Below are 25,067 nucleotides of genomic sequence, written 5' to 3'. Positions count from 1 at the left end.
ATGCAAGATAAATTACAACAGAGTTATAAAACGATTATTGAAGCCGTGGGTGAAGATGCAGACCGCGAAGGATTATTAGACACACCCAAGCGCGCAGCGAAAGCGATGGAATATCTGACTCAGGGCTACCGTCAAACACTGGATGAAATCACCAATAACGCGGTATTCAGCTCGGATGCCGATGACATGGTGCTGATCCAAGATATAGAGTTGTACTCTATGTGTGAGCATCACCTTCTGCCTTTCGTTGGCCGTTGTCACATCGCTTATATACCTAACGGTAAAGTGCTCGGCTTGTCTAAATTTGCCCGCATTGTTGATATGTTTGCCCGACGTTTTCAAATCCAAGAGCAGCTAACTCATCAAATCGCCAAGGCCGTTGAGGAAGTCACCGGTGCAAAAGGCGTTGGCGTGATCGTTGAAGCCAAACATATGTGTATGATGATGCGTGGCGTTGAAAAGCAAAACTCTAGTATGCGAACGTCTGTCATGCTTGGTAACTTCAGAAGCGACCCCAAAACCCGCAACGAATTTTTACAGCTAGTGAAAGGATAAGCACGCTATGTCGAATGCCATTATTAAGGTGACGAATTTAAGGCTACGTACCTTTATTGGTTTTAATCCCGAGGAGCGGGAGAAAAAGCAAGATGTCGTGATCAATATTGAAATTCACTATCCAGCGGATACGGCATGTTTAGATCATGATAACGTGGCTCACGCGCTTAACTACAAAACCGTGACCAAAGCTGTCATCACACTGGTAGAAGAAGGGCATTTTTTGTTACTTGAGAAATTAGTGGCCGACATACTCGCTGAATGTCATCAACATCAAGACGTGACATATGCAAAAGTCACCGTAGATAAACCGCACGCTTTACGGTTTGCTGACTCAGTGTCACTCACGCTTGATTGGTATAGAAGCTAAGCGATAAGACCCTGATATTCACTTCCTTGCCCTCTGGTGTTAAGAAATCACCTGTAAGGCAAGGTAAATCACCAGTGCATAACGAGCGCCTTTACCGAGCGCGACTAACACAAAAAACCACCCAAAAGAGGTTCGTAAAGACCCCGCTACCACAGTCAAAGGATCTCCGACTATGGGTAGCCAAGCAAATAGCAATGAAAACTTACCGTAACGATTAAATAGCCCACAAGCCTTATCATATTGCTGTTGAGAAACCGGAAACCAGCGCTTATCTCGCCACTTAGCGATAAACCAACCAAGATAGTAGTTCACACAGCTACCCAGTAAATTACCCATTGTCGCAGCCAGCCATAACCAAACCAGTTCGCCTTGCTGTTTCACAACGAGCCCACTCAGCGCCAGCTCCGACGACGCAGGTAATAATGTTGCGGCAATAAAAGCAAGCCCAAATAAAGAAAGGTAAATCATATCAACGGCTATAAGAAATTGGACTTTAAGAAATCATCTAAGTGGGGCAATATACTGAAATGCGCGCAAGAGTTCAAAAACACAGACACGGAAACAAGGAATAGACATGAAAACAACAATAAAAATGTTACTACTTAGTACCGTTCTCACCACCGGATTTAGTGACTGCAAGGCCTCAAACGAAGCGCTACCACGGGCAGATGATGGCTATCAGACCTATATCCACACCGGCGACTCCTTTAAACATTTGCAATTGACGGATATCAAAAACCAAGCTGTTAGGTTCGATGCTAATCACAAAAAGCTGGTGGTTTTATTCGCGACTTGGTGCTCCGATTCGCAACGCTTATTGAGTGAACTAAAACAATCTGAATTACTCACCCAGGCCGAGTTAACCATCGTTGCTATTGGCCGAGAAGAAACTAACACTACACTTGAGCAATTCAACGAAACCATGCAATTGCCCATCCATTTTGTTGCCGATCCCAATCGAGATATCTACAGCACGTATGCCAACAAAGGTATTCCTAGAGTCATCTTGCTTGATGAACGCAACCGAGTGATGCAAACCCTCATCGGTGAGCAACCCAACACCTTATCAAAACTAAACTGGAATTAACGAGGTAATTATATGAATCCAGAGGTCGTTAGCATTCTCACGATGGCCAAAGTTATCCAAACCGCCGTTGCCCCTGTATTTTTAATTACGGGTATTGCTGCGACCTTAGGGGTACTATCAAACCGCTTAGCACGGATCACGGATAGGGCGCGTTTACTTGATCGCAAGATCAATACCACGCAAGATGAAGAGCTCAAAATGCACTTTAGCCGTGAAATGCGCGCACTGTTAAAACGGTCTCGTTTTATTCACGTTGCATTTAGCATGAGTGTACTCAGTGCGTTGCTTGTGTGTGCAGTGGTTATGCTGCTGTTCATGTCACACTTGTACAGTATGCCATTGGGCATTACGTTATCGTCTTGTTTTATCGCCGCTATGGTGCTGCTTATTGGCGCATTTGTCTCTTTGCTGGGAGAAATCTTTTTAGCCACCCGCAGTATGCGCAGAGGCATGATATTCAAAGACATCGAGAGTTGATTATTTAAAACTAGTTGCCTCCGTCACAGGGCACTTATCGTAATTGTTTGATTATATTTGTAATTTACATTGAAAATAGGGAAAAATATTAGGGGTTTACTATGAAGAAACTACTTACCGTCACACTATTTAGCTGTCTTGCAGCAACAGCGCAAGCTAACACTATGTTTGAATCGGCTGAAGATGCAATTGAATACCGCCAAGCGTCTTTCCAATTGATCCGTTTCCAGATTGGTAATATGGGCGACATGCTAAAAGGCAAAGTACCATTTGATGCTGAAGTATTTAAGCAACGTGCTCACAACGCTGCGCAATTATCGCAAATGCCTTGGGAAGCATTTATCGACGGTTCTGACAAAGGCAATACTGATGCCCTACCAGCCGTTTGGTCAAACAGAACTGAGTTCGATGGTAAAGCCAAGCAATTTGCCGAGTATGCTCAAGCACTGGCTGTTGCAGCTGACTCTGGCGACAAAAAGCTGATTGCTTCTGCATTTAAAGATTGGGCAAAAGGCTGTAAAGACTGCCATAAATCTTTTAAAGATTAATCAAAACAAAACAGCCGCATATTTGCGGCTGCTTACTATCTGAATATCTCGTCACTTGCTTGGCTATCACCAACGACACAATAACTCAGACATCGCATTGAGTAACCCACAGCCCTGCTTAATCACACAGCCAAATTGAATTACTGTCAGTGCTAGACTCGTAGATGACGTTTAATGATCAGTCATCAATATAGTCGAAATCATCATCGCCTAGATTTCTACGTAGGCGTTTTTGCTCTAAGTAGTCGTCTAGCTTTCTTTTGACTTTACGCTTTTGCTTGTCATGTTGGTTACGACCCAACTTTTCAAATTCATCGTCTGCAAAATCATCATCAAGCGCATCGTAAGAGAATGTCTTACCCACAACTAACTCCAAAATAAAATAGTCATTAATAAAATGAGAGCCGTCTCTCAAGATCACTATTTAGCGCTAAATTGTCATTCTGAAAAGTGAGAGTTTCTTATCCTTACAATAAAAATTTTTTATCGCCTAATTCATTTTGACAAAAACAACTATATTTTAGTCAATTTCATCACTTTTAGAGCACATTAACTTTCAACAATATAACACAATATATTGATTTTACTTGGGTTTATATTTGGCACTGTTCTTGTAACAACAATCATGAAACTGAGCCAATAAGGATCGACCATGAATAAAATTTTACTACTAACAGCAGCAACAATGATGACAACCACCGTCGCTGCACACGAAAAAAATAACATCACGTTTAGCGGTGACAATTGTGAAGTAGAATTTCAGAATGACGTTAGGATCACACCTGATAACTTGGTGATCACAACGGCCAAAAACAAAACAGCTGAGATCAACAACCTTGGCGAACTGACACTCAATGGCGAGCGCATCGCACTTAATACACAGCAAAAAAAGATGCTCACGCAATATGGTGATGAACTAAGAGGCCGCCTACCACAAGTGGCTGATATTGCTTTTGAAGGCATAAAACTAGCGGGCGTCGCCCTTAATGAAGTGGCACACACCTTTAATTTAACCAGTTTAGATAGCATCCATGCTGTGATCGATGATCTTGAAACAGAAGTGCAAAATACGTTTTATCAGCAAGGTGCGTTTGTGATGGGCAAGCAAACCTTTGATGAGTTTGGCCAAAATTTTGATAATCAGTTTGAAGAAAAAATCGAGACCGCAGTACAAGGTGCCATGATGCAATCGATAGGTAGCTTACTGGTTGCGATTGGCAACGAAATGTCAGATGCAAACGGTGATATGAGCAGCTTTGAACAACGTATGGAAAACTTCGCAACACAAATCGAAACCAAAGTTGAACAACAGGCAGAATCTATTGAGAAAAAAGCCGACGCACTGTGTGGCGACTTTGAGCAAATCGCGAAAAACGAAGCCATTGTCGCAAAGTCTATCCCCGCCATGTCAGAGTACCAACTGTTTAAATTTAAATAATCTGACGTTGGCATAACTTACATTTAATTAAGGGTACGTTATGCCAACCCTTTCCTTTGCGCATCAGCCAGCTCCCCCAGCGTTTTAATCGCTTGCTCTACCGACGCATCCCACGGCAAGCCATAACTGATACGTATACAATTTTGATACTTTTTGCTGGCACTAAATAGCGTACCAGGCGTAATACTGATCCCACACTCCAGGGCTTTTTGGAACAACAAGGCACCATCGACGTGCTTACCTAAGTCTAACCACAGCACACAACCGCCTTGCGGGCGACTGACTCTTACCTCACTACCAAATGCAACATTCACCGCTTGGATCATACGGTCTCGATTCTCAATTAACCGTTTACGGACCAACTTTAAATGGCGCTCGTAGCCTCCGGAGCTGAGAAAATCCGCCAGTGCCCATTGATTCATTAAAGATGATGAGCAACTCAACGCACGTTTTATGCGCTTTGCTTTTGCACTAAATTGACTGGCGACCATCCAACCCACCCGATAGCTAGGCGCTGCGGTTTTTGAAAATGACGCACATGTGATCACTAAGCCCTTTTGGCTAAATGCTTGTGCCGGAATGCCACGCTGCTCGGTAAAATATAAATCGCCATACACATCGTCTTCTATCAACACCACGTCACGTTGCTCTAATAGCGCCACCAGCTGCGCACGTCTCGTATCAGGCATAAAACTACCAAGCGGGTTACTAATACTGGTAGAAAACACACACGCTCGAATATCATGCTTTTCAAGTGCCCGTTCAAGGTCGCTCAGCCAAATGCCATCATCTGGGCAAACAGGTATTTCAATGGCCTTTAACCCTAAGTTTTCAGCCAGCTCAACAATGCCAAAATAACAGGGAGATTCAATCGCTATCACGTCTCCGGGCTTGGTTACCGCTTGTAACGCAATCGCCAATGCTTCTTGCGCGCCATTGGTGATCACCACTTCATCCATGTCTATTGCTAAACCCATATCCAAATAACGCCGCACGATTTGCTTTTTTAAGCTATCTAAACCGTCCATAGGGCCATAATTAATGAGTTCGTTCCCTGCTTCTTTCATTGCGCGGCGCATAATTTTGGCAAGAACCTGCTCAGTACCAGCAATGGCAATGGGGTTAGCGATACCTAAGGGGATTGCATGTGGCTGATGGATCCCCTTATACACTTGTTCAATCAACGCCTGCTTGTTCACCACTACAGGTTTGGCGGGCAATCGTGCACGCTTCGGTGAGTCGTTGTGCGAAGCTCTGTGGCATAAAAAGTAGCCGGACTTCTCTTTGGCAATGACTTTTCCTTGATCTTCAAGTGCTTGATAGGCCTGCTTTACCGTTGGGATACTGACATTTAAGTTTTGCGCCATAACACGCAATGAGGGAAGCTTTTCGCCCGGTAAAATAGACTCTTGTTCTGCCATCGACAAGATCATTTGGATCACCTGCTGATAGAGAAAGGCGGAATGTTGGCGTTGAATAACGGTACTCATAAGCAATCATCTGTATAGGTATAAATTAGCAAATTCTGTATATAGCTTATACAGAATAACAGCGTAAACTACAGACTTCCACTGCTGTTTGAATCTAGAGCCGATCATGAAAAATCTATTTCTTTACGCCATCACTGTGTTGATTTGGGGATCAACATGGCTTGCCATTGAATATCAACTTGGCAGCATCAACGAGTTTGTGTCGCTGTTTTACCGCTTTGGCCTCGCCGCGGTTTGTATGTGGGCGTTTGTCATCTATAAGCGTGTGCCAATGCGATTTTCTCGCCGAGATCACGGCTTTTTCATCCTCTTAGCGCTGTGTAATTTTGGTGCTAACTATCTCTTCTTATATTGGGCTCAGGCACATTTAACGTCAGCGATGGCATCAATTGCATTTTCATTATTATTGGTCGTTAACATCGTCAACACTAAGTTGTTTTTTGCCAAACCGATTGCAAAGCGAATTTACTTTGGTGCATCACTGGGCACGCTTGGGATAGTCAGCTTGTTTTGGCACGACTTGGTCGCATTTGATTTGCAAAGCGAGGCCTTCTTGGGATTATCATTAGCTCTATTAGGAACGGTGGTCGCGTCACTCGGTAATATGGTGAGCGTACGCAATTCTAATCAGCAAATTGATGTTATGGCGGGAAATGCGTGGGGCATGCTTTACAGCGCTGTCATGTTAGCAACCTATGTTGCCTTTAGTGAACATCAGTTTATCAACCAAGCGCCGGCATCATATTGGTGGTCTCTGATTTACCTCAGCGTGTTTGGCACCGTCATTGCCTTTGGTTGTTATTTCTCACTACTCAAAAATATTGGGCCTGAGAAAGCGAGTTATTTGATAGTGTTATTTCCTTTTGTTGCCGTGGCCTTGAGCACCTTATTTGAAGGCTTTGAGTGGCAGCAAAACACCTTTATTGGGTTTATTTTGGTCATCCTAGGTAATGCGATTGTACTCACGCCTTTAGATCGCATCTACGCTTGGTTGTCCATTCGGTCCCCAGTTAGAAGTTGAAGTCTTACCAATGCTTTAGCTTCTTACTTTTCAGCGCCATTTTATAATGGCGCTTTTTTTATGTTCAGAGCTCGGCGACAGCAAGTTATCGTCGCAGGCGTGCGCCCAACAATCTCGCCATCAGCCTCAATGTCATACCCCTCTTGTGCGATATAAAGCTCTGCAATGCGGCCGTGGTGCACATTTCTTGTACCCATATGGCGTTTAAGTAGCATATTGACAAACAATACCATCCGCTGCCAATGCGTTTGCGGCGTGAACCATAGTAGCTCCAGCTGACCGTCATCAAGGCAAGCCATAGGAGCAGGAGTTAACCCTGCCCCAAAGTGTTTGCCATTCGCAAGTAACAACATCATACCCTGCTCAGGCCACGTATTGCTGTGATAGCGAATGAGTTTGGCAGTAAATAGCGACATTAATCCCGCATAGGTATAGCTCAGCTTTCCTAGCCGTTTGGTTTGTCCTAAGTTATTCATGACATGCGCGTTAAAGCCAATCCCAGCAACATTGACAAACCAGCGCCCGTCGACTTTACCCAAATCAATACTCGAGATCTTGTCTGAAAATACAGCTGCTCGCCACTGTGCTTTGGAATAATGAAACTGCCGAGCAAAATCGTTGCCCGTCCCCGCTGGCAGCAGCGCAAGCGTGTTATCCCGTTCAGCAATGGCATTGGCGACTAGGTGCAAAGTGCCATCCCCCCCAATCACCACCACGCTCACTCCCGCCGTAGCTGCTTGAGCAATTGTGTCCCTATCTGCGACAAAGTTTCCAGTGGTATTAAACCAAGTTGCCGTCAACTGTTGTTGTGTTAATTGTTGCTTTAACCATGCAATTTGCGCTTTCCCCTCAGCACCCGCTAAAGGGTTGACTACCACTAGCATAAAAACCCTTAAATACAAAAACTCAACTTATATGAATAAAAAACCAAAACTAAAACCAAAAATCAAAAACAAAAACCACAAACACACATATTAATTGGGTTACAGCCTAATCAAGACAATCGCAACCATGCATAAACATGCAAAGAACCCATTAAAACAAAAATGAACAAACCATTAATTCATTAGTTATTTTTATCCGAAAACATCAATTTTTATCGTTTTAAATTTAAACAAATTGCGTGCAAAATAGCCTTGTTTTCAATCATAGCTTATTAGGAGCCAGACATGCTTAATTCAGCTGCACCTTGCAGCCCATCACAAAACACGTTTAACCAAACACAACCAACTAAACAACGTCGTATCAATTGGACGAAGTGGTTGGCAGTATGTGGTCAACACTTAGCGTTAAAAGACGTGATTATGTATAAGTAAGTCTGCACAGAGCATGGCGCCCCAACCCGCCATGCTCTCGTCAGCATTTGTTTCAATAGACCATAAAAGCACCACTTCAACCAGCATTTTTGTACAAAACCTCTTCGTCAAACCGCTAATTTCTAGCACAATTTTAAAAAAACCTCACTTTTAGCACATTTTTTAAGCAAACAGTTTAAAAACGGTTTACAGCGCCTAAATCGCTAAGTATTATCTTTGCCCATGGAGAGATGGCTGAGTGGTTGAAAGCACCGGTCTTGAAAACCGGCATACGTTAATAGCGTATCTAGGGTTCAAATCCCTATCTCTCCGCCATTTTTAAAGTATTGCGCCGGAGAGGTGGCCGAGTGGCTGAAGGCGCTCCCCTGCTAAGGGAGTATAGGGTTTGTAGCCCTATCGAGGGTTCGAATCCCTCCTTCTCCGCCATCACTTATAAGAAAACCGCTTAATTGCGGTTTTTTTATGTCTGCGATTTATCACTTCCACACACAACTGGTCAGATGTCTTTAACCTATGCTATGTTGAGATCTGATTGGAGAAATGAGTGTGACTAATGAAAATCCATGTCTTAGAAGGCTATATTCAACATATTTATCTGGTTGAGCACGAAACGGATCTGCTGTTACTCGATGGTTGCTGTCGTGCTGATGTTGAGTTGGTCTGCAACTACATCCTACAACTGCAAAAGCCACTAAGCGCACTCAAGCTGATTGTGGTCACGCATATGCACCCAGATCATGCCGGTGGCGCGCATAAACTCAAAAAACTCACGGGCGCAAAGATTGCGGCCGCAAATGCTCCCAGTCAGTGGTATCGTGGTATTGATGGTGTCATGATGCACCTCTCCGATATGGCGCTGGCACTTTGGGTTGCTGGGAGAAAGCGCAAGGCCAAGCGTAACCTTTGGTATCCAAGACAATTATCACCAGATTTTTTCCTAGCTGATGGCGATAGCTTGCCCTACTTTAACGAATGGCAAGCGATACACACACCCGGTCATACGGATAGAGATTTGAGCTTGTATCATCTACCCAGTAAGCGCATCTATGTGGCGGACTTGACGGTAAAAGTGAAAGGGCAATTTGTTGCGCCTTTTCCGGTATTCTATCCACGCTTGTATCGCCAATCTCTTGCCAAAGTAAAAGCTCTACAACCCCACTCCGTGATCTTGGCGCATCAAGGAGAGGTACTTGCTGAAGAAATTGATTTCAACGCATTGATAGCGCGCGCGCCCAAGCAACCAATGACACATTGGCGCTCGGTGAAGAAGAAGACCAAAAAAGCACTAGGGCTAGGAAGCTAACTTTCGTTGATAACCTGCACCAACTGCGCGATGTCCTCCTGACTATTATAAATATGTGGTGAGACGCGAATACCGTAGCGACGATTATCCACAGCAATGCCTGCTCGCTTAAGCTGCTCCATCACTGCCTCATGCCGCGAGCCAAAATGCAGAATAGCGGTCCCAGAGCAAGCACTCTGCGCTGTAGGAGAGCGATAAAATTCAGGCAATGCCGCTTGTAACTCAGATAACAAAGCAAAGTTGTACGCTCTTACTTGCTCAACCCCAAGCTCGGCAAAATAGCCAAGGCTGTGCCCCGCATAGATATAAGGTGCCACACTTGGTGTACCGCCCCAAAAACGCAGCGCACTTTCACTCAGCGCAAAATGGTGAATATCAAACTCGAATGGATTTTGATGCGAAAACCAGCCAACGTCTTTTGGTTCGCAATAAGGCAAGACATCCTCATTCACCCAGATGAAACCGGTGCCAGGGCCACCGCAACTCCATTTCACACAAGAGCCGATAACGCAATCCGCGCCCCACTCGCTTAAATTTATTGGTAATACGCTAAGTGACTGAGCAATATCGATAATACTTCGACAACCATATTGGTTAGCAAGGCTAATGATGTCAGCGACAGGCGCTTGCTGACCGCTGTTCGAATAAACATGACTGACAAATACCCAGTCAATTTGCTCGTCAATATATTGCTGCCACACGCTCAGGTCGTGCATATTCATCGCTTCGGGAATATAAACAATCTCAATATTGTCCAGCGCATTTTGTAACGCAAACCCCATGCTGGGGAAGTCTTGCTCACTCATCAATACGCGTACTTTGCGAATGCCACTTTCGGGCAAACTCATCGCCCATTTCGTTAAACCACTGGAAAGGTTTGTTTGCGGACAAAACAGGCGCGCATCAGTGTGTAATAGAGAGGCTAAGGCTGAGGTAAAGCGATCAATACCGCTTAGCCACTGCTGCCAAGGCTCTTGATTTTGTTGTTGCCACGGCACCATAAATTGCTGATGGAAATCTTCCTCTGCAGATTTCAACATACGACCAACGGAATGACTCAATAAATAGCGACCCGTAGGCAAGTGAAAATCATCCCTATATTGCTTCATGCTTAACCCCTATTGCTTGACGTAATCGTTTTAAATCATGATGTCGAGTAAAGATATCAGCGCGCTCAGCAGCGGCTCGCCTATCTCTTAAGTCTGCGAGTTCTTTGAGTAAGACTTCAATCGGTGGACCACTGGCGGTCACTTTGCTTAAGTGCTGTTGCTGCATCGCCTGCGAAGGTTTGGCGATATACTTTTCGACGAGTTGATTGTGATGTTGTATGGCCGTATCTCCATGCAGCTTACACACTTGTATAAACAAGCTACAGGCAGGGCCAAACCAATCACTTTTCGGTCCTTTCAATGCACTCAGAAACGCATCCATTAAATTAGGCGTACGCATGCATTCACGCAGGGTTGCTTGGTCTTCTGGCATCATATAGAGGAATTTTTCCACCAGCATTTGACCGTAACTAATGTCATTAGCCGGGCATAACCCCAACATCATATCGATAACATTGATACCCGCAAAATCTCCAGCGTTTGCGCCACGATAGACCTCTTTACCAACTCGGTATGGTTTGTAATAGGGTCGTACAACGTAAAAGAATGCCTCGGGATCTAGTTCCTTAAATAACTCTCGATTAGACTCTATCACCTCAAGCAGCGCTTGCTTAACTTGTTTGAGTAGCACCAATGACATGGGATGGGAAATTCCCAAATGATGCACCTTCATTAACGATTCGGACGCGCGTTTATAGGCAAGAATGGCCTGAGTATTGTAGTCGATGAATAAGCGCTCTGCCGGATGAGAAGTAAAGCGCTTATACACGCCGTTGATTGCGCGGTTGTGTGTGGTGAGATGAGCCGTTGCGAAGCGCGGCGTAACTCCCAAAGAGGCACCAATGTGCATGGCCAGTGCCGATGCTTGCGTTAGTGGAGACACCTTTTCACGGCTTGGCTCGGTAATTTCGTGGCGTCTGCATGCAGCCATAAATAGACCAACGTTACCGAGTAAGTCGAATGCTTGCTCAAAGCCCTCGTCGGTATTGCCTTCTTCTAGCAAGGCTTGGACTAGCTGATTACCTTCTTCTAATAACTGTGCTTTTAGCGTTTCACCAACGCCTTCAACATTTGCTTTATCCTGTTGCTGCCAATAAAGATGTTCAAGCTTGTCGTTAAGGTCGACAAACGGACCTCTAATCCAAGCGTCAAATTGTACGGCTAATGGACTCATGATTACTTCTCGTGATTATTCCACAGTTAAGGCTAGCAAATCACCACGAGCATAATTTGCCAATTTTCTCTAAAAGTTTAATACTGATTAGCAAGAATCACTCTTTTATTTGGTTTATGTCGGTAAATCTAGATGCCAAGGACAAATTGCTCCTTAACGCTTTGCAACATAATGCACGTTTGAGTAATGCCTCACTCGCCGAAAAGGCAAACCTTTCCGATACTCCCTGTCTTCGACGCGTAAAACGCTTGCAAGATACAGGAGTAATTTCAGGCTATCATGCGGCACTTGATAGAGCGCAAGTTGACCTAAGTATTTTGGTTTATGCATTTATAAAGCTCAGTGAAAATACCGCAACTGCAGCGCATTTATTCGAACAACACGTGGAATCTGAAGATCAGGTGATCAGCTGTTCGGTGATCTCCGGAAGTTATGATTACCTGTTGGAAATCGTAGCAAAGGATTTGCCCAGCTATGAACAGTTCGCCAAACATCAACTGGGGGCCTGTAAGGTGATTAGCGGGATTGAATCAACGATTGTACTCAAGCAAACTTTTGCAAAACGCATATTACCGATCCGCTAACCATTTTTATCGTCATCCGTTCTCGCTATACTGCATGTGATTTTATGCTCATAAGGACCGACTATGCGCCACTACCTTACCTCCACAGTATTTGCTTTTAGTCTGCTTGGCTCACCTTTGGTCATCGCACAAGACTGTGTTACCCAAGTGAGTGATATGTCGCTATTCACCAAGAGCAAAAAGTCGGGATTATTCCGCGAAGCAATCGATAAAAGCCCCGTCACCGTCGATGTAGGGAATGTAAAAAACTATAACGATTACATTCGTTCGACTAAGCAAATTATTGAAAGCCGCAATCCTCGCGCTACACTGCCGTGCCCGTTAATGACGCCCACTGCAAAAATACTCAACCTGACAAACCCCAAGGTAAGTGACTTAATCGCGCCATTTACACTTAAGCATGACAACAAAGATCACGCCATTTTACTTATCCATGGTCTGACCGATTCTCCTTTTACTTTTCACTACCTTGCGGCAGCACTCTATGAAGCAGGATACAATGTCAGAACCATGTTACTGCCAGGCCACGCGACTGCACCAAGCGATTTAACCGAAGTTGATATTGACGATTGGCAAACCCATACGGATTATGCCATCGTACAGACGAGCCAAGATTTTAAGCATTTTTCCGTACTTGGTTATTCCACGGGTGCCGCCTTGGTGCTGAGTAGCATAGCGAAGCACAAGCCCAATAATTTAGGCTCTGTTGCACTTATCTCACCCGCCACGGAGCCACATAATAAGAACGGCTGGCTAGCCAAATGGATTGATTACGTGCCATTTGTCAATTGGATAGATGAAGACGCAGATTTGGATTTCGCCAAATATGAATCTTTCCCATGGCATGGCGCAACGTTAGCCCATCAGGCTATGGCGCCACTCAAATCACTCACCACTTTGCCAGATGTACCGATGTTTATCAGCTATAGCGATGTCGATACCACCATAGACAATCATGCAACGGCAAAGCTGCTAGAAAAATGGCAACCTAAATCAACGTTGACCCAATTTATCTACTCGGAAACGCCATCGACTAAGCAAGGTGTGAATTATCGGAGCGTGAAAGCCGACAACATTGTCGATATGTCTCATATTGGTATTTTGCAGCCACCTGAACATATTTTTTACGGCCGCAAAGGGCTCTATCGTAATTGCACCAGTTACCATTTAGAAGACCAAGCCTTCATTAACTGCCGCACAGGTAAAACCGTCCATTTTGGCGAGCGTCACGAGAAAAACATGACGCAATACGCTTTTCTTGCGCGGATCACGTTTAACCCTGATTACAGCAACTTTGAGCAAGCACTGCTCGCATTTTTTGACGGCCACAATGACTGAGTACCAACACAGGTTTATTCATTCTCTAACTGAAGTGACAGAAGCACAGTGGGACTGTGTTTCACCATCACATGTATTTACGAGCTACGCGTGGCTGCTTGCATTAGAGTTGAGCGGCTGCACCAGCAAAGAGACTGGCTGGATACCACATCACCTAATGATTGAACGCCAGAGCGAGTTGATTGCAATTTTACCAGGCTATATTAAATCGCACTCTTATGGCGAGTACGTTTTTGATTGGGCTTTTGCTGAAGCCTACGAGCGCCATGGATTAGATTACTATCCGAAATGGCTATGTGGCGTCCCCTTTACCCCCACTCAAGGGCCAAGAATATTAACTAAACGTCTATCTTCTTGCTTGCTTGAATATATTGACGCTACGCTCTCGAGTCTCGCCCAACTAGACATTAGTGGAGTCCATATTAATTTTTGTCGTGAAAGCGATTTTCTCACTCAAAGTCATTTAACGATGCGCCGCAATGTGCAATTTCATTGGCATAATCGAGGTTACGCCGAGTTCGATGATTTTCTCGCACGACTCACATCAAGAAAGCGTAAAATGGTCATGAAAGAGCGCCAAGCTGTGACAGCTCAGGGTATTAACATAAGTTGGACTGTTGGCAGAGAAATAAGCACAGCACAACTTGATGCGTTTTTTCTTAGTTACCAGCTCACCTATCTTAAGCGATCGCGACACCACGGCTATCTCTCTCGCGACTTTTTTCAGCAAGTTATCACCTCGATGCCAGATAAGTTTCGTCTTTGCTGCGCCTACTTAAACCACGAAATTATTGCCACTAGTTTATATCTTGTGGATGGTGATACCTTGTACGGTCGCTATTGGGGCGCAATTGAGGATAGTTACGACTTTTTGCATTTTGAGTTGTGTTACTATCAAGGCATAGAGTACGCCATTGCTAATCAGCTTGCTGTCTTTGACGCGGGTGCTCAAGGCGAGCACAAGTTAGTGAGGGGTTTTGAGCCGGTGTGGAGGCAATCGTATCACCGCTTATTTCAACCTGACTTTCAACACGCGCTCGAGGATTTTACCAAGCGCGAAGCTGACGCACTCGGGCATTACTTTACCGAGTGCCAAGCAAAACTACCGTTTAAACACCAATAAGCGATTATTAGCCGGCATCGCATAGTCTTGCTGTAGTGTAAGTTCTTGCTCTGCCGCAAGCGCCAATACCCATTCTTGATCGCGAATGCCACTCTCTTTGTCTTGCGATTTTAAATACGCATCAAACTCTCGGTTACTCTCGCTGGTAAATTCACCTTGATAATTAAACGGCCCATAAACTATCAGGTAGCCGCTTTCTTTAAGGTGTCGTCCAACGCCTGCAATTAAACGCTCAACGAGCGTTGATGACACAATGTGCAAGGTATTAGCGGTATAGATCACATCATAACGCTGATTAACAGGCCACCCATGGTGTAAGTCTAGCGCCAATGGCGGTAAAGCATTTTCTAACTCGGCGTCATCAAGCCACGCTTGAATACCTGCGTGATTAACCTCCCTGTCCGCCGTCTGCCACGTTAAATGCGGTAACGCCGCAGCAAAGTGCACCGCATGCTGACCCGTACCAGAACCTACCTCTAGCACTTCCAAAGGTTTATTTAGATAGGGAGTGAGCTTTTCTAATATTGGCTGTTTATTGTTTTCACACGCTTGAGAGTATGGTTTTGTCATCTCGTTTGCACTATTTTGATCGATTTATGCGCCTCATTGAGGCAAGAATTTATCTCAATTGCAAGGCAAATAGCTAAAATTTCCACTAAGCAATTAAAATTAGAAAAGAAATTTATTTTGGTACAACTTCTGCTAAGTTTAAAGAGTACTAAGAGGAGAAACGAGCATGAAAATTTCAGAGATCACCCAAATGCCAAGCCAACTTAAAAGCGAAGGACTTGTTCTGAAGAAGCGTAAAAATACCTTCACGAAAAGTCGTGCTTACCGACAAGAAGTCGCTAACCTGATGCAACTCGAAGAACAAGAGAAAGAGCATTCAGAGCAGCAATATCTCCTCGGCTATAATTAATACCAATTGTATTAGGTGAATGAGCTATTTGAAGCGGAGAAATAACTTTAGTAGCTAGGCAAAAATTTTGCTATTTAGTTGTTCTAAATGAGAAATTTTTAACGACGCTAATATGGTATTTCACCCTTCAAATTGATTGGAGACTTAGTGCAATTGGTATAAGCTCAATCACACTTTCTTAAATTCATTTCAGACTCATAGTGAGCTGCTATGGTGAATGCTAAACAAATCGTTTGGCAGTGCGAATACTAAAGCTTGAATTGCCAACCAAACGATGTAATGATAACCATTATCATTACATCGTTTGGTTTTGTATTTATGCAGCTAGCTACTTTATTACAAACTTATCGTGCGAAGCTTAATCGCCACTGCCAGCGACCACAACTTGAGGCGCCGCTCTTGGTTGCGGAATATATTTCGGCAGGCATAGGCATGGCGAAATGGTACGAGCGCCATAATAACCCGCTGCTGCAAGAGCTTTATCTTAAAAATACATTGTCCGAACTGTTAGAACAGATTGCCGATCCACTCGTTGATACAGCCATACGTAAACAATGCATGGATCAATTATTTAAACCTTTGTTGGCACTAAAACGGTTTTATAAACATCACCATACTTCGTCACGGCAATTTTTGAAGCTCCAGCGAGATGCGTGCCAAACCTGCCAGCAGTTTAACCCTTTTTATTAGGAGCAACGATGACTACATTTCGTCAAGAATCCGATAGTATGGGAACATTAGATGTTCCTGAGCATGCGCTCTACAAGGCGCAAACACAACGCGCTGTAAATAACTTTCCTATTAGCGGGATCACAATGCCAAGTAGCTTTATCAAAGCCTTGGCCTATATCAAACAAGCCGCAGCAGAAACCAATCAATCCCTTGGCCATCTATCAAGTGATAAAGCAAAAGCAATTGTGAGTGCCTGTCAGCAGCTAATTGATGGCAAACACTTAGATCAATTTCCGGTAGATGTCTTTCAGACTGGCTCTGGTACCAGTTCAAATATGAATGCCAACGAGGTGATCGCCACGTTGGCGACTGAGTTAAGCGGTGTCGCAATTCATCCTAATGATGACGTTAACATGGGCCAAAGCTCAAACGATGTGATCCCAACAGCGATTCACGTGAGTAGTGCAATCACAGCAGTGTATGACCTTCTGCCAGCACTAAAACACTTATCTAGTAGTATTGAACAAAAAGTAGAGCAAGTTGGTCATCACGTCAAAACTGGCCGGACGCACTTGATGGATGCAATGCCAGTGACCTTTGCACAAACATTAAGTGGCTGGCAAGCGCAAGTAGATAATGCCTGTCAGGGCATTGTTCATTCCTTAGAAAAAGTCTACGAGTTAGGTCAAGGTGGAACAGCGGTAGGCACAGGTATTAATGCCGATCCTCAGTTCGCTAAATTATTTAGCCAAAACCTGAGCACTAACATCGGGATCCGTTTCAGTAAAGGCAATAACTTTTTCTATCATATCGGCTCACAAGACGCGATTGTGGGACTTTCAGGCCAACTTAAAACCTTTGCAGTAGCACAAATGAAGATAGCCAATGACTTGCGCTGGATGAATTCAGGACCGCTTGCTGGCCTAGGTGAAATCGAGCTTGAAGCGCTACAGCCAGGCTCTTCAATCATGCCAGGTAAAGTAAACCCAGTTATTCCAGAAGCGGCTGCAATGGCCAGTGCTCAAGTGATAGGTAATGACGCAACGATTAGTGTTGCAGGCCAGTCTGGCAATTTTGAGCTGAATGTTATGCTGCCAGTGATTGCATTAAATATTTTGCAAAGCATTGAGATCCTCTCAAATACCGCGAGGCTACTTGCGGACAAAGCTATTTCAAGCTTTAAGGTGAATGAGCAGAATATTCAAAAGGCACTGGCTAAAAACCCGATTTTAGTTACCGCGTTAAATCCTGTGATCGGGTATGAAAAAGCAGCACAAATTGCCAAGCTTGCCTACAAAGAAGGGCGTCCAATCATAGAGGTCGCTGCTGAGCAAACCGATCTGAGTGAACACGAGCTCCAATCATTACTCGACCCACAAAAACTCACCAAAGGCGGTCTACTATAGCGCTGTCCCTCACAGCCTGCAATCACATATAGTGTATGCAGGCTGCAGAGCTTGCTATTCCTTAAGGACTTGCGTAGTTTATTTAGCAAACATTAGGAGAGCATATAATGAACAAGATGATCCCCACTTTACTTGCAACCTTTTTGCTGTTTGGTTGCCAAGAAGAAGTAACTAAAGAAGAGGCTGTAGAACAAAAAGCACAAGAGACCAAGCCTGTAAGCGAAAAGCACACCGAAATTAAAGAATCAAAAGAAGCAAGCTTACCTATTCAACAAGATGGTAAAAAGCTCGATACCTCTGACATCAAAACCCATAAACAATCATTGGAAAGCGTCGTGGCCGACAAAAGCTGTGATAACGATACCCAGTGTAAAGTCATTGCCGTTGGCGATCGTGCCTGTGGTGGCCCCTCTTCTTATCTAGTGTATTCAACAAGATCAGCAGATGAGGCCCAAGTTAAGCAGTTAGCGGAGCAAATTACTACATTAGAGCGCGCCTATAATATGCAAAATCAGATGATGAGTATCTGTCAGCATTTAATTGAACCCGCAACACAATGCGTTGAAAATAAGTGTGTTAAACTAGAAAATAGTCGTCCTACATACTAGAGGCAATAATGAAGTTAGCTATTTCTCTCGCTTGCATCGGCACGCTAATTGCAGCGTTATCTGGCTGTGAAATGACACCAAGCGATGCAACAAGTCGCTCGAATGCTACGTATACACTCAGCGATATAAGAGCAAATATAGGATGTGATGCAAGCTATCAGTGTAAAGTAATTGGAGTAGGTGAGCGATTAACCTGTGGTGGACCAAGAGAATACCTGATCTATTCAACGAAGCATACTGATGAGCAAGATGTAGAAGCAGCCGTTAGCGCCATTACAGAGCAAGAAAAGCTGAATAACAAAGGAAAAGCGCCAGCGGTTAGTTGTGAACCTGTGATGCCAATACAAACACTATGTATTGCCCATACCTGTCAGGCTGTGCCTCTATAGACTGATGAGCACTCAGGTTATCGGATAAGCTCATTGATCACTGAGATCACCATCACTAACAGCGCACAAATACTCGCATTAATAATGTACTTCACTTCAAGCTGCTTCTTAATCCAATAGCTATACATAAAGCGAATTAAGTAAGTGGCTGAAGTACCAAACAATGCAAATATTACCAACAGTGCAATTAAATGAAATGACACGCTAAATCCCCGCTTTTTAGCCCATCATATCGTTAATTGACCCTTCCTTATAGCCCTTATTGCATAAAACCATATAGCAGCTTCTCGCTTACAAATGCTCGGTGGATAAACCACCTCCTACCATGTTGCACTGTGCCTATACTGTGGTAGGAGCGCATTTACTTAGGTTTAGAAAACCTCGCGAGATTTTTAAATCACACATAGCAAAAAAACCGTCGCATTACTGCAACGGGTTTTTCTTATAAGGCCCTGACGATGTTCTACTTTCACATGGGAAGCCCACACTATCATTGACCGGGGCCGACCCTTCGGCTGTTTTGTTTCACTTCTGAGTTTGGGTGACGAGAAACCGAAGCACCGCTTCGCAGTTCGAGGAAGTGAGCGCAAGGACGCGCGAAGGGGAGATGCTACATGGAAGTACTTTACCCCGAACAGCAAAAAACCCGTCGCATTGCTGCAACGGGTTTCTCTTATTTGGCCCTGGCGATGTTCTACTTTCACATGGGTAATCCACACTATCATCGACGCTGTTTTGTTTCACTTCTGAGTTCGGCATGGGGTCAGGTGGGTCCAAAACGCTATAGTCACCAGGAAAACTGGGTGCAAATGTCTAATGACATCGTGCCTCGCACGAGCATTCCATTTGCGCAAGGTGAACCGATTTCGCGATACCGCTTAGGTTGGTCACCTTGTTTAATTCTTAAATCCGGAAAAGCGATTAAATTCTTTTGTCTACTTTAGTCTATTAACTTCTGTTAGCTAAGGCCTCCATGGATGGAGGTCATGCTAGGAATTGTCTGGAACAATTTTAGTAAACCACTTTGGCGTTGTATGGTTAAGCCTCTCGGGTAATTAGTACGAGTTAGCTTAATGCCTCACAGCACTTCCACATCTCGCCTATCAACGTTGTAGTCTTCAACGGCCCTTCAGTTGACTCTAAGTCAAAGTGAGAACTCATCTCGAGGCCTGCTTCCCGCTTAGATGCTTTCAGCGGTTATCAGTTCCGAACGTAGCTACCGGGCAATGCAATTGGCATCACAACCCGAACACCAGCGGTTCGTCCACTCCGGTCCTCTCGTACTAGGAGCAGCCCCTCTCAATTCTCAAACGCCCACGGCAGATAGGGACCGAACTGTCTCACGACGTTCTAAACCCAGCTCGCGTACCACTTTAAATGGCGAACAGCCATACCCTTGGGACCGACTTCAGCCCCAGGATGTGATGAGCCGACATCGAGGTGCCAAACACCGCCGTCGATATGAACTCTTGGGCGGTATCAGCCTGTTATCCCCGGAGTACCTTTTATCCGTTGAGCGATGGCCCTTCCATTCAGAACCACCGGATCACTATGACCTACTTTCGTACCTGCTCGACGTGTCTGTCTCGCAGTTAAGCTTGCTTCTACCATTACACTAACCGTACGATGTCCGACCGTACTTAGCAAACCTTCGTGCTCCTCCGTTACTCTTTGGGAGGAGACCGCCCCAGTCAAACTACCCACCAGGCACTGTCCTCAACCCCGATTCAGGGGCCTAAGTTAGAACATCAACACTACAAGGGTGGTATTTCAAGGTCGGCTCCACAGAAACTAGCGTTCCTGCTTCAAAGCCTCCCACCTATCCTACACATGTAGGGTCAATGTTCAGTGCCAAGCTGTAGTAAAGGTTCACGGGGTCTTTCCGTCTAGCCGCGGGTACACAGCATCTTCACTGCGATTTCAATTTCACTGAGTCTCGGGTGGAGACAGCGTGGCCATGGTTACACCATTCGTGCAGGTCGGAACTTACCCGACAAGGAATTTCGCTACCTTAGGACCGTTATAGTTACGGCCGCCGTTTACCGGGGCTTCGATCAAGAGCTTCGCCTAAGCTAACCCCATCAATTAACCTTCCGGCACCGGGCAGGTGTCACACCGTATACGTCATCTTACGATTTTGCACAGTGCTGTGTTTTTAATAAACAGTCCCAGCCACCTGGTCACTGCGGCTCTCGTTTGCTTACAGAGCAAGTCCTTCACAAACAAGAGCGTACCTTCTCCCGAAGTTACGGTACAATTTTGCCTAGTTCCTTCACCCGAGTTCTCTCAAGCGCCTTAGTATTCTCTACCTGACCACCTGTGTCGGTTTAGGGTACGATTCAGTATGAACTGAAGCTTAGAGGCTTTTCCTGGAAGTAGGGCATCAACAACTTCACCACCTTAGTGGCTCGTCTCGACTCTCAGCCTTGGCAACCCGGATTTTCCTAAGTCACCAGCCTACAGCCTTTCACATGGACAACCAACGCCATGCTTGCCTAGCCTGCTCCGTCCCCCCATCGCATTCATACCGAGTACGGGAATATTAACCCGTTTCCCATCGACTACGCTCTTCAGCCTCGCCTTAGGGGTCGACTCACCCTACCCTGATTAACATGGGATAGGAACCCTTGGTCTTCCGGCGGAGGAGTTTTTCACTCCTCTTGTCGTTACTCATGTCAGCATTCGCACTTCTGATATGTCCAGCATGCCTCCCGGCACACCTTCAGCCACTTACAGAACGCTCCCCTACCCCGCGAATAAATTCGCAGCCGTAGCTTCGGTGGTATGTTTAGCCCCGTTACATCTTCCGCGCAGGCCGACTCGACTAGTGAGCTATTACGCTTTCTTTAAAGGGTGGCTGCTTCTAAGCCAACCTCCTAGCTGTTTTAGCCTTCCCACATCGTTTCCCACTTAACATACACTTTGGGACCTTAGCTGACGGTCTGGGTTGTTTCCCTCTCCACGACGGACGTTAGCACCCGCCGTGTGTCTCCCGGATATTACTTTACGGTATTCGGAGTTTGCAAAGGGTTGGTAAGTCGGGATGACCCCCTAGCCTTAACAGTGCTCTACCCCCGTAAGTATTCGTCCGAGGCTCTACCTAAATAGATTTCGGGGAGAACCAGCTATCTCCCGGTTTGATTAGCCTTTCACTCCTAGCCACAGGTCATCCCCTAACTTTTCAACGTTAGTGGGTTCGGTCCTCCAGTTGATGTTACTCAACCTTCAACCTGCCCATGGCTAGATCACCGGGTTTCGGGTCTATACCCTGCAACTTAATCGCCCAGTTAAGACTCGCTTTCGCTACGGCTCCCCTAAATGGTTAACCTCGCTACAGAATATAAGTCGCTGACCCATTATACAAAAGGTACGCAGTCACCCAACAAGTAGGCTCCTACTGCTTGTACGTACACGGTTTCAGGTTCTATTTCACTCCCCTCACAGGGGTTCTTTTCGCCTTTCCCTCACGGTACTGGTTCACTATCGGTCAGTTGGGAGTATTTAGCCTTGGAGGATGGTCCCCCCATATTCAGTCAAAGTTTCACGTGCTCCGACCTACTCGATTTCACTTTAGATAAGTTTTTGTGTACGGGACTATCACCCTGTTTCGTCATGCTTTCCAGCATATTCCACTAACTACACTAAAGCTTAAGGGCTGCTCCGATTTCGCTCGCCGCTACTTTCGGAATCTCGGTTGATTTCTTTTCCTACGGGTACTTAGATGTTTCAGTTCTCCGCGTTCGCCTCGTTAACCTATGTATTCAGTTAACGATACCTGCAAGCAGGTGGGTTTCCCCATTCGGAAATCCTAGTCTCAAGCGCCTCTTACTGGCTTGACTAGGCTTATCGCAAGTTAGTACGTCCTTCATCGCCTCCAACTGCCAAGGCATCCACCGTGTACGCTTAGTCACTTAACCATACAACCCAAAATAGTTTTAAGTTGTACTGCTAAAGACAGTTTAACTTCGCCAGAAGTTAATATTGAATACTAAAGTAGACGCTAATTAATCATCGAAATGATTAATCGGCATTTTCTTTCGAAAACTCGATAAATAACTTTCGTTATCTATCAGAATTTAATTTTTCAGCTTTTCCAAATTTTTAAAGAGCAATATCACTTAGCCATCAGGCCAAGCAACAATCATCTGTGTGGACACTTCGAACAAATAAGTTCTAAATCGTATAAGGAGGTGATCCAGCCCCAGGTTCCCCTAGGGCTACCTTGTTACGACTTCACCCCAGTCATGAATCACTCCGTGGTGAACGTCCCCCCGAAGGTTAGACTATCCACTTCTGGAGCAACCCACTCCCATGGTGTGACGGGCGGTGTGTACAAGGCCCGGGAACGTATTCACCGCAACATTCTGATTTGCGATTACTAGCGATTCCGACTTCATGGAGTCGAGTTGCAGACTCCAATCCGGACTACGACAGGCTTTAAGGGATTCGCTCACTATCGCTAGCTCGCTGCTCTCTGTACCTGCCATTGTAGCACGTGTGTAGCCCTACACGTAAGGGCCATGATGACTTGACGTCGTCCCCACCTTCCTCCGGTTTATCACCGGCAGTCTCCTTAGAGTTCCCGACCGAATCGCTGGCAACTAAGGATAGGGGTTGCGCTCGTTGCGGGACTTAACCCAACATCTCACAACACGAGCTGACGACAGCCATGCAGCACCTGTATCAGAGCTCCCGAAGGCACCAAACCATCTCTGGTAAGTTCTCTGTATGTCAAGTGTAGGTAAGGTTCTTCGCGTTGCATCGAATTAAACCACATGCTCCACCGCTTGTGCGGGCCCCCGTCAATTCATTTGAGTTTTAACCTTGCGGCCGTACTCCCCAGGCGGTCTACTTAATGCGTTAGCTTTGGAAAAGTTGTCCGAAGACCCCAGCTCCTAGTAGACATCGTTTACGGCGTGGACTACCAGGGTATCTAATCCTGTTTGCTCCCCACGCTTTCGTACATGAGCGTCAGTGTTGACCCAGGTGGCTGCCTTCGCCATCGGTATTCCTTCAGATCTCTACGCATTTCACCGCTACACCTGAAATTCTACCACCCTCTATCACACTCTAGTTTGCCAGTTCGAAATGCAGTTCCCAGGTTAAGCCCGGGGCTTTCACATCTCGCTTAACAAACCGCCTGCGTACGCTTTACGCCCAGTAATTCCGATTAACGCTCGCACCCTCCGTATTACCGCGGCTGCTGGCACGGAGTTAGCCGGTGCTTCTTCTGTCAGTAACGTCACAGCTAGCAGGTATTAACTACTAACCTTTCCTCCTGACTGAAAGTGCTTTACAACCCGAAGGCCTTCTTCACACACGCGGCATGGCTGCATCAGGCTTGCGCCCATTGTGCAATATTCCCCACTGCTGCCTCCCGTAGGAGTCTGGACCGTGTCTCAGTTCCAGTGTGGCTGATCATCCTCTCAAACCAGCTAGGGATCGTCGCCTTGGTGAGCCTTTACCTCACCAACTAGCTAATCCCACTTGGGCCAATCTAAAGGCGAGAGCCGAAGCCCCCTTTGGTCCGTAGACATCATGCGGTATTAGCCATCGTTTCCAATGGTTGTCCCCCACCTCAAGGCATGTTCCCAAGCATTACTCACCCGTCCGCCGCTCGTCATCTTCTAGCAAGCTAGAAATGTTACCGCTCGACTTGCATGTGTTAGGCCTGCCGCCAGCGTTCAATCTGAGCCATGATCAAACTCTTCAATTAAAAGTTTTTTTGAAGCCTAAGCTTCGTGCTCATTGAATTCTGATTGTTTGTTTCTACTTTTCAAAAAAGTAAAATCAAAACGAATTGACTATATAGTCACTCAGTTACAATTGAGACTCTAAATTTGTTTGCGTCATCTAGCGAACTAGAATCTGCTGTTAGAACTCAATCTGTACGAGTGCCCACACAGATGATTGCTTCATATTTTTAAAGAACATTTCGAAACATTTCGTTGTTTCGAGGGATGTGCATTCTAAGCATTCCCAATTTTTTGTCAACACTTAATTTTGAATTTCTTTATAAGAAGTTTCGAACCTAAGCTTTACTTGACGCTAACTCGTTGCTGCTTTGCTTTTCAGCGTAGCGCTCCGTGTCAGTGGGGTCGCATTATAGGGCGATCCGATTTTAGTGCAACCCTTTTTTT

General features: G+C 45.3%; 25 protein-coding genes, 2 tRNA genes and 3 rRNA genes. 19 read left to right on the top strand and 11 right to left on the bottom strand.

Annotated elements, in window-relative coordinates:
• Both folE and folX read left to right on the top strand, forming a co-directional pair.
• A complete protein-coding gene (folE, locus tag QSH61_RS00305; protein ID WP_010604208.1) occupies positions 1-555 on the top strand; it encodes a GTP cyclohydrolase I FolE in 555 nt (184 codons plus the stop codon).
• A 7-nt stretch (positions 556-562) separates the two neighbouring features.
• Positions 563-925: a dihydroneopterin triphosphate 2'-epimerase gene (gene folX / locus QSH61_RS00300; RefSeq protein WP_010378103.1), complete on the top strand. Its 363-nt coding sequence runs from the start codon at positions 563-565 to the stop codon at positions 923-925.
• 39 nt (positions 926-964) lie between these two features.
• Here the strand turns inward: folX and QSH61_RS00295 are convergent, their stop codons facing one another.
• Positions 965-1,393: a YqaA family protein gene (locus QSH61_RS00295; protein ID WP_095727083.1), complete on the bottom strand. Its 429-nt coding sequence runs from the start codon at positions 1,391-1,393 to the stop codon at positions 965-967.
• 106 nt (positions 1,394-1,499) lie between these two features.
• Between QSH61_RS00295 and QSH61_RS00290 the strand changes: the two genes are divergently transcribed.
• The 3 genes from QSH61_RS00290 to QSH61_RS00280 all read left to right on the top strand — a co-directional run bounded on the left by QSH61_RS00290 (position 1,500) and on the right by QSH61_RS00280 (position 3,037).
• Positions 1,500-2,012 carry a TlpA family protein disulfide reductase gene (locus tag QSH61_RS00290; RefSeq protein ID WP_206472092.1) on the top strand — a complete coding sequence of 171 codons (513 nt, stop codon included), beginning with the start codon at positions 1,500-1,502 and terminating at the stop codon, positions 2,010-2,012.
• 12 nt (positions 2,013-2,024) lie between these two features.
• Positions 2,025-2,489, top strand: coding sequence for a DUF2721 domain-containing protein (locus QSH61_RS00285; protein WP_017219384.1), 465 nt, complete (start codon positions 2,025-2,027; stop codon positions 2,487-2,489).
• Positions 2,490-2,590: 101 nt separating this feature from the next.
• A complete protein-coding gene (locus tag QSH61_RS00280) occupies positions 2,591-3,037 on the top strand; it encodes a c-type cytochrome (RefSeq protein WP_206472091.1) in 447 nt (148 codons plus the stop codon).
• Positions 3,038-3,215: 178 nt separating this feature from the next.
• Here the strand turns inward: QSH61_RS00280 and QSH61_RS00275 are convergent, their stop codons facing one another.
• Positions 3,216-3,401, bottom strand: a complete 186-nt coding sequence (locus tag QSH61_RS00275; RefSeq protein WP_010604204.1) for a PA3496 family putative envelope integrity protein — start codon at positions 3,399-3,401, stop codon at positions 3,216-3,218.
• A 288-nt stretch (positions 3,402-3,689) separates the two neighbouring features.
• Between QSH61_RS00275 and QSH61_RS00270 the strand changes: the two genes are divergently transcribed.
• The gene (locus tag QSH61_RS00270; RefSeq protein WP_206472089.1) at positions 3,690-4,475 is read left to right on the top strand and encodes a YggN family protein; all 786 of its coding nucleotides are present in this window, start codon (positions 3,690-3,692) and stop codon (positions 4,473-4,475) included.
• A gap of 38 nt (positions 4,476-4,513) precedes the next feature.
• Here the strand turns inward: QSH61_RS00270 and QSH61_RS00265 are convergent, their stop codons facing one another.
• Positions 4,514-5,965 carry an aminotransferase-like domain-containing protein gene (locus QSH61_RS00265; RefSeq protein ID WP_026345634.1) on the bottom strand — a complete coding sequence of 484 codons (1,452 nt, stop codon included), beginning with the start codon at positions 5,963-5,965 and terminating at the stop codon, positions 4,514-4,516.
• A gap of 106 nt (positions 5,966-6,071) precedes the next feature.
• Here QSH61_RS00265 and QSH61_RS00260 point away from each other — a divergent pair, with 106 nt between their 5' ends.
• Positions 6,072-6,986: a DMT family transporter gene (locus QSH61_RS00260; RefSeq protein ID WP_039490974.1), complete on the top strand. Its 915-nt coding sequence runs from the start codon at positions 6,072-6,074 to the stop codon at positions 6,984-6,986.
• A 41-nt stretch (positions 6,987-7,027) separates the two neighbouring features.
• Here QSH61_RS00260 and QSH61_RS00255 read toward each other — a convergent pair whose 3' ends face one another.
• On the bottom strand, positions 7,028-7,870 hold the full coding sequence (locus QSH61_RS00255; protein ID WP_174171010.1) for a diacylglycerol/lipid kinase family protein: 843 nt from the start codon (positions 7,868-7,870) through the stop codon (positions 7,028-7,030).
• Positions 7,871-8,155: 285 nt separating this feature from the next.
• Between QSH61_RS00255 and QSH61_RS00250 the strand changes: the two genes are divergently transcribed.
• From QSH61_RS00250 to QSH61_RS00235, 4 genes are all read left to right on the top strand, one after another.
• Entirely contained in the window at positions 8,156-8,302 is a 147-nt protein-coding gene (locus QSH61_RS00250; RefSeq protein ID WP_017219379.1) for a hypothetical protein, read from the top strand.
• Positions 8,303-8,526: 224 nt separating this feature from the next.
• A tRNA-Ser gene (locus QSH61_RS00245) sits at positions 8,527-8,617 on the top strand.
• Positions 8,618-8,635: 18 nt separating this feature from the next.
• Positions 8,636-8,728, top strand: a tRNA-Ser gene (locus tag QSH61_RS00240).
• Between the two features lie 127 nt (positions 8,729-8,855).
• Positions 8,856-9,605 carry an MBL fold metallo-hydrolase gene (locus tag QSH61_RS00235; protein ID WP_206472087.1) on the top strand — a complete coding sequence of 250 codons (750 nt, stop codon included), beginning with the start codon at positions 8,856-8,858 and terminating at the stop codon, positions 9,603-9,605.
• Here the strand turns inward: QSH61_RS00235 and QSH61_RS00230 are convergent.
• Together QSH61_RS00230 and QSH61_RS00225 are read right to left on the bottom strand one after the other, a co-directional pair.
• Positions 9,602-10,714 (bottom strand): aminotransferase class V-fold PLP-dependent enzyme, encoded by a 1,113-nt coding sequence (locus tag QSH61_RS00230; protein ID WP_206472085.1) that lies wholly within the window; start codon positions 10,712-10,714, stop codon positions 9,602-9,604. The two genes, QSH61_RS00235 and QSH61_RS00230, sit on opposite strands and share 4 nt — an antisense overlap.
• The gene (locus QSH61_RS00225; protein ID WP_206472083.1) at positions 10,701-11,888 is read right to left on the bottom strand and encodes a PrnB family protein; all 1,188 of its coding nucleotides are present in this window, start codon (positions 11,886-11,888) and stop codon (positions 10,701-10,703) included. The genes QSH61_RS00230 and QSH61_RS00225 overlap by 14 nt, the downstream gene beginning before the upstream one ends.
• Positions 11,889-12,004: 116 nt before the next feature.
• Here QSH61_RS00225 and QSH61_RS00220 point away from each other — a divergent pair, with 116 nt between their 5' ends.
• The 3 genes from QSH61_RS00220 to QSH61_RS00210 all read left to right on the top strand — a co-directional run bounded on the left by QSH61_RS00220 (position 12,005) and on the right by QSH61_RS00210 (position 14,933).
• Positions 12,005-12,472 (top strand): Lrp/AsnC family transcriptional regulator, encoded by a 468-nt coding sequence (locus QSH61_RS00220; RefSeq protein WP_128725299.1) that lies wholly within the window; start codon positions 12,005-12,007, stop codon positions 12,470-12,472.
• A 63-nt stretch (positions 12,473-12,535) separates the two neighbouring features.
• Positions 12,536-13,810 carry an alpha/beta hydrolase gene (locus tag QSH61_RS00215; protein WP_206472081.1) on the top strand — a complete coding sequence of 425 codons (1,275 nt, stop codon included), beginning with the start codon at positions 12,536-12,538 and terminating at the stop codon, positions 13,808-13,810.
• Entirely contained in the window at positions 13,803-14,933 is a 1,131-nt protein-coding gene (locus QSH61_RS00210) for a GNAT family N-acetyltransferase (protein ID WP_206472079.1), read from the top strand. The genes QSH61_RS00215 and QSH61_RS00210 overlap by 8 nt, the downstream gene beginning before the upstream one ends.
• Here QSH61_RS00210 and QSH61_RS00205 read toward each other — a convergent pair.
• Positions 14,913-15,503 carry a DUF938 domain-containing protein gene (locus tag QSH61_RS00205; RefSeq protein WP_174171016.1) on the bottom strand — a complete coding sequence of 197 codons (591 nt, stop codon included), beginning with the start codon at positions 15,501-15,503 and terminating at the stop codon, positions 14,913-14,915. The two genes, QSH61_RS00210 and QSH61_RS00205, sit on opposite strands and share 21 nt — an antisense overlap.
• A gap of 166 nt (positions 15,504-15,669) precedes the next feature.
• Between QSH61_RS00205 and QSH61_RS00200 the strand changes: the two genes are divergently transcribed.
• From QSH61_RS00200 to QSH61_RS00180, 5 genes are all read left to right on the top strand, one after another.
• Entirely contained in the window at positions 15,670-15,852 is a 183-nt protein-coding gene (locus tag QSH61_RS00200; protein WP_010378070.1) for a hypothetical protein, read from the top strand.
• Between the two features lie 279 nt (positions 15,853-16,131).
• On the top strand, positions 16,132-16,542 hold the full coding sequence (locus tag QSH61_RS00195; RefSeq protein WP_010604192.1) for a hypothetical protein: 411 nt from the start codon (positions 16,132-16,134) through the stop codon (positions 16,540-16,542).
• A gap of 8 nt (positions 16,543-16,550) precedes the next feature.
• Positions 16,551-17,930, top strand: a complete 1,380-nt coding sequence (locus tag QSH61_RS00190) for a class II fumarate hydratase (protein ID WP_206472077.1) — start codon at positions 16,551-16,553, stop codon at positions 17,928-17,930.
• Between the two features lie 107 nt (positions 17,931-18,037).
• On the top strand, positions 18,038-18,538 hold the full coding sequence (locus QSH61_RS00185) for a hypothetical protein (protein ID WP_174171018.1): 501 nt from the start codon (positions 18,038-18,040) through the stop codon (positions 18,536-18,538).
• Between the two features lie 8 nt (positions 18,539-18,546).
• Positions 18,547-18,927: a hypothetical protein gene (locus QSH61_RS00180; protein WP_206472075.1), complete on the top strand. Its 381-nt coding sequence runs from the start codon at positions 18,547-18,549 to the stop codon at positions 18,925-18,927.
• Between the two features lie 17 nt (positions 18,928-18,944).
• Here QSH61_RS00180 and QSH61_RS00175 read toward each other — a convergent pair whose 3' ends face one another.
• The 4 genes from QSH61_RS00175 to QSH61_RS00160 all read right to left on the bottom strand — a co-directional run bounded on the left by QSH61_RS00175 (position 18,945) and on the right by QSH61_RS00160 (position 24,643).
• Positions 18,945-19,130 (bottom strand): hypothetical protein, encoded by a 186-nt coding sequence (locus QSH61_RS00175; RefSeq protein ID WP_010378060.1) that lies wholly within the window; start codon positions 19,128-19,130, stop codon positions 18,945-18,947.
• Positions 19,131-19,608: 478 nt separating this feature from the next.
• Positions 19,609-19,722, bottom strand: a 5S ribosomal RNA gene (rrf, locus tag QSH61_RS00170).
• A 239-nt stretch (positions 19,723-19,961) separates the two neighbouring features.
• A 23S ribosomal RNA gene (locus tag QSH61_RS00165) occupies positions 19,962-22,844 on the bottom strand.
• 266 nt (positions 22,845-23,110) lie between these two features.
• A 16S ribosomal RNA gene (locus tag QSH61_RS00160) occupies positions 23,111-24,643 on the bottom strand.
• Together the 16S, 23S and 5S rRNA genes form the textbook arrangement of a ribosomal RNA operon.
• Positions 24,644-25,067: the final 424 nt, after the last annotated feature.

This window comes from Pseudoalteromonas sp. JC3 (assembly GCF_030291895.1).
In the GTDB taxonomy this organism is placed as follows: domain Bacteria; phylum Pseudomonadota; class Gammaproteobacteria; order Enterobacterales; family Alteromonadaceae; genus Pseudoalteromonas.
Note: the sequence above shows the minus strand (reverse complement) of the source record. Positions and strands in the feature narration are given on the sequence as shown.

Excerpts from the sequence above, each read along its gene's own strand:
- QSH61_RS00285 (WP_017219384.1), top strand. The coding sequence starts at position 2,025 with ATGAATCCAGAGGTCGTTAGCATTCTCACGATGGCCAAAGTTATCCAA.
- QSH61_RS00250 (WP_017219379.1), top strand. The coding sequence starts at position 8,156 with ATGCTTAATTCAGCTGCACCTTGCAGCCCATCACAAAACACGTTTAAC.
- QSH61_RS00180 (WP_206472075.1), top strand. The coding sequence starts at position 18,547 with ATGAAGTTAGCTATTTCTCTCGCTTGCATCGGCACGCTAATTGCAGCG.
- QSH61_RS00230 (WP_206472085.1), bottom strand. The coding sequence starts at position 10,714 with ATGAAGCAATATAGGGATGATTTTCACTTGCCTACGGGTCGCTATTTA.
- QSH61_RS00225 (WP_206472083.1), bottom strand. The coding sequence starts at position 11,888 with ATGAGTCCATTAGCCGTACAATTTGACGCTTGGATTAGAGGTCCGTTT.
- QSH61_RS00260 (WP_039490974.1), top strand. The coding sequence starts at position 6,072 with ATGAAAAATCTATTTCTTTACGCCATCACTGTGTTGATTTGGGGATCA.
- QSH61_RS00185 (WP_174171018.1), top strand. The coding sequence starts at position 18,038 with ATGAACAAGATGATCCCCACTTTACTTGCAACCTTTTTGCTGTTTGGT.
- QSH61_RS00265 (WP_026345634.1), bottom strand. The coding sequence starts at position 5,965 with ATGAGTACCGTTATTCAACGCCAACATTCCGCCTTTCTCTATCAGCAG.
- QSH61_RS00210 (WP_206472079.1), top strand. The coding sequence starts at position 13,803 with ATGACTGAGTACCAACACAGGTTTATTCATTCTCTAACTGAAGTGACA.
- QSH61_RS00270 (WP_206472089.1), top strand. The coding sequence starts at position 3,690 with ATGAATAAAATTTTACTACTAACAGCAGCAACAATGATGACAACCACC.
- QSH61_RS00280 (WP_206472091.1), top strand. The coding sequence starts at position 2,591 with ATGAAGAAACTACTTACCGTCACACTATTTAGCTGTCTTGCAGCAACA.
- QSH61_RS00195 (WP_010604192.1), top strand. The coding sequence starts at position 16,132 with ATGATAACCATTATCATTACATCGTTTGGTTTTGTATTTATGCAGCTA.
- QSH61_RS00290 (WP_206472092.1), top strand. The coding sequence starts at position 1,500 with ATGAAAACAACAATAAAAATGTTACTACTTAGTACCGTTCTCACCACC.
- folE (WP_010604208.1), top strand. The coding sequence starts at position 1 with ATGCAAGATAAATTACAACAGAGTTATAAAACGATTATTGAAGCCGTG.
- QSH61_RS00220 (WP_128725299.1), top strand. The coding sequence starts at position 12,005 with ATGTCGGTAAATCTAGATGCCAAGGACAAATTGCTCCTTAACGCTTTG.
- QSH61_RS00190 (WP_206472077.1), top strand. The coding sequence starts at position 16,551 with ATGACTACATTTCGTCAAGAATCCGATAGTATGGGAACATTAGATGTT.
- QSH61_RS00205 (WP_174171016.1), bottom strand. The coding sequence starts at position 15,503 with ATGACAAAACCATACTCTCAAGCGTGTGAAAACAATAAACAGCCAATA.
- QSH61_RS00200 (WP_010378070.1), top strand. The coding sequence starts at position 15,670 with ATGAAAATTTCAGAGATCACCCAAATGCCAAGCCAACTTAAAAGCGAA.
- QSH61_RS00215 (WP_206472081.1), top strand. The coding sequence starts at position 12,536 with ATGCGCCACTACCTTACCTCCACAGTATTTGCTTTTAGTCTGCTTGGC.
- QSH61_RS00255 (WP_174171010.1), bottom strand. The coding sequence starts at position 7,870 with ATGCTAGTGGTAGTCAACCCTTTAGCGGGTGCTGAGGGGAAAGCGCAA.
- QSH61_RS00235 (WP_206472087.1), top strand. The coding sequence starts at position 8,856 with ATGAAAATCCATGTCTTAGAAGGCTATATTCAACATATTTATCTGGTT.
- folX (WP_010378103.1), top strand. The coding sequence starts at position 563 with ATGTCGAATGCCATTATTAAGGTGACGAATTTAAGGCTACGTACCTTT.
- QSH61_RS00295 (WP_095727083.1), bottom strand. The coding sequence starts at position 1,393 with ATGATTTACCTTTCTTTATTTGGGCTTGCTTTTATTGCCGCAACATTA.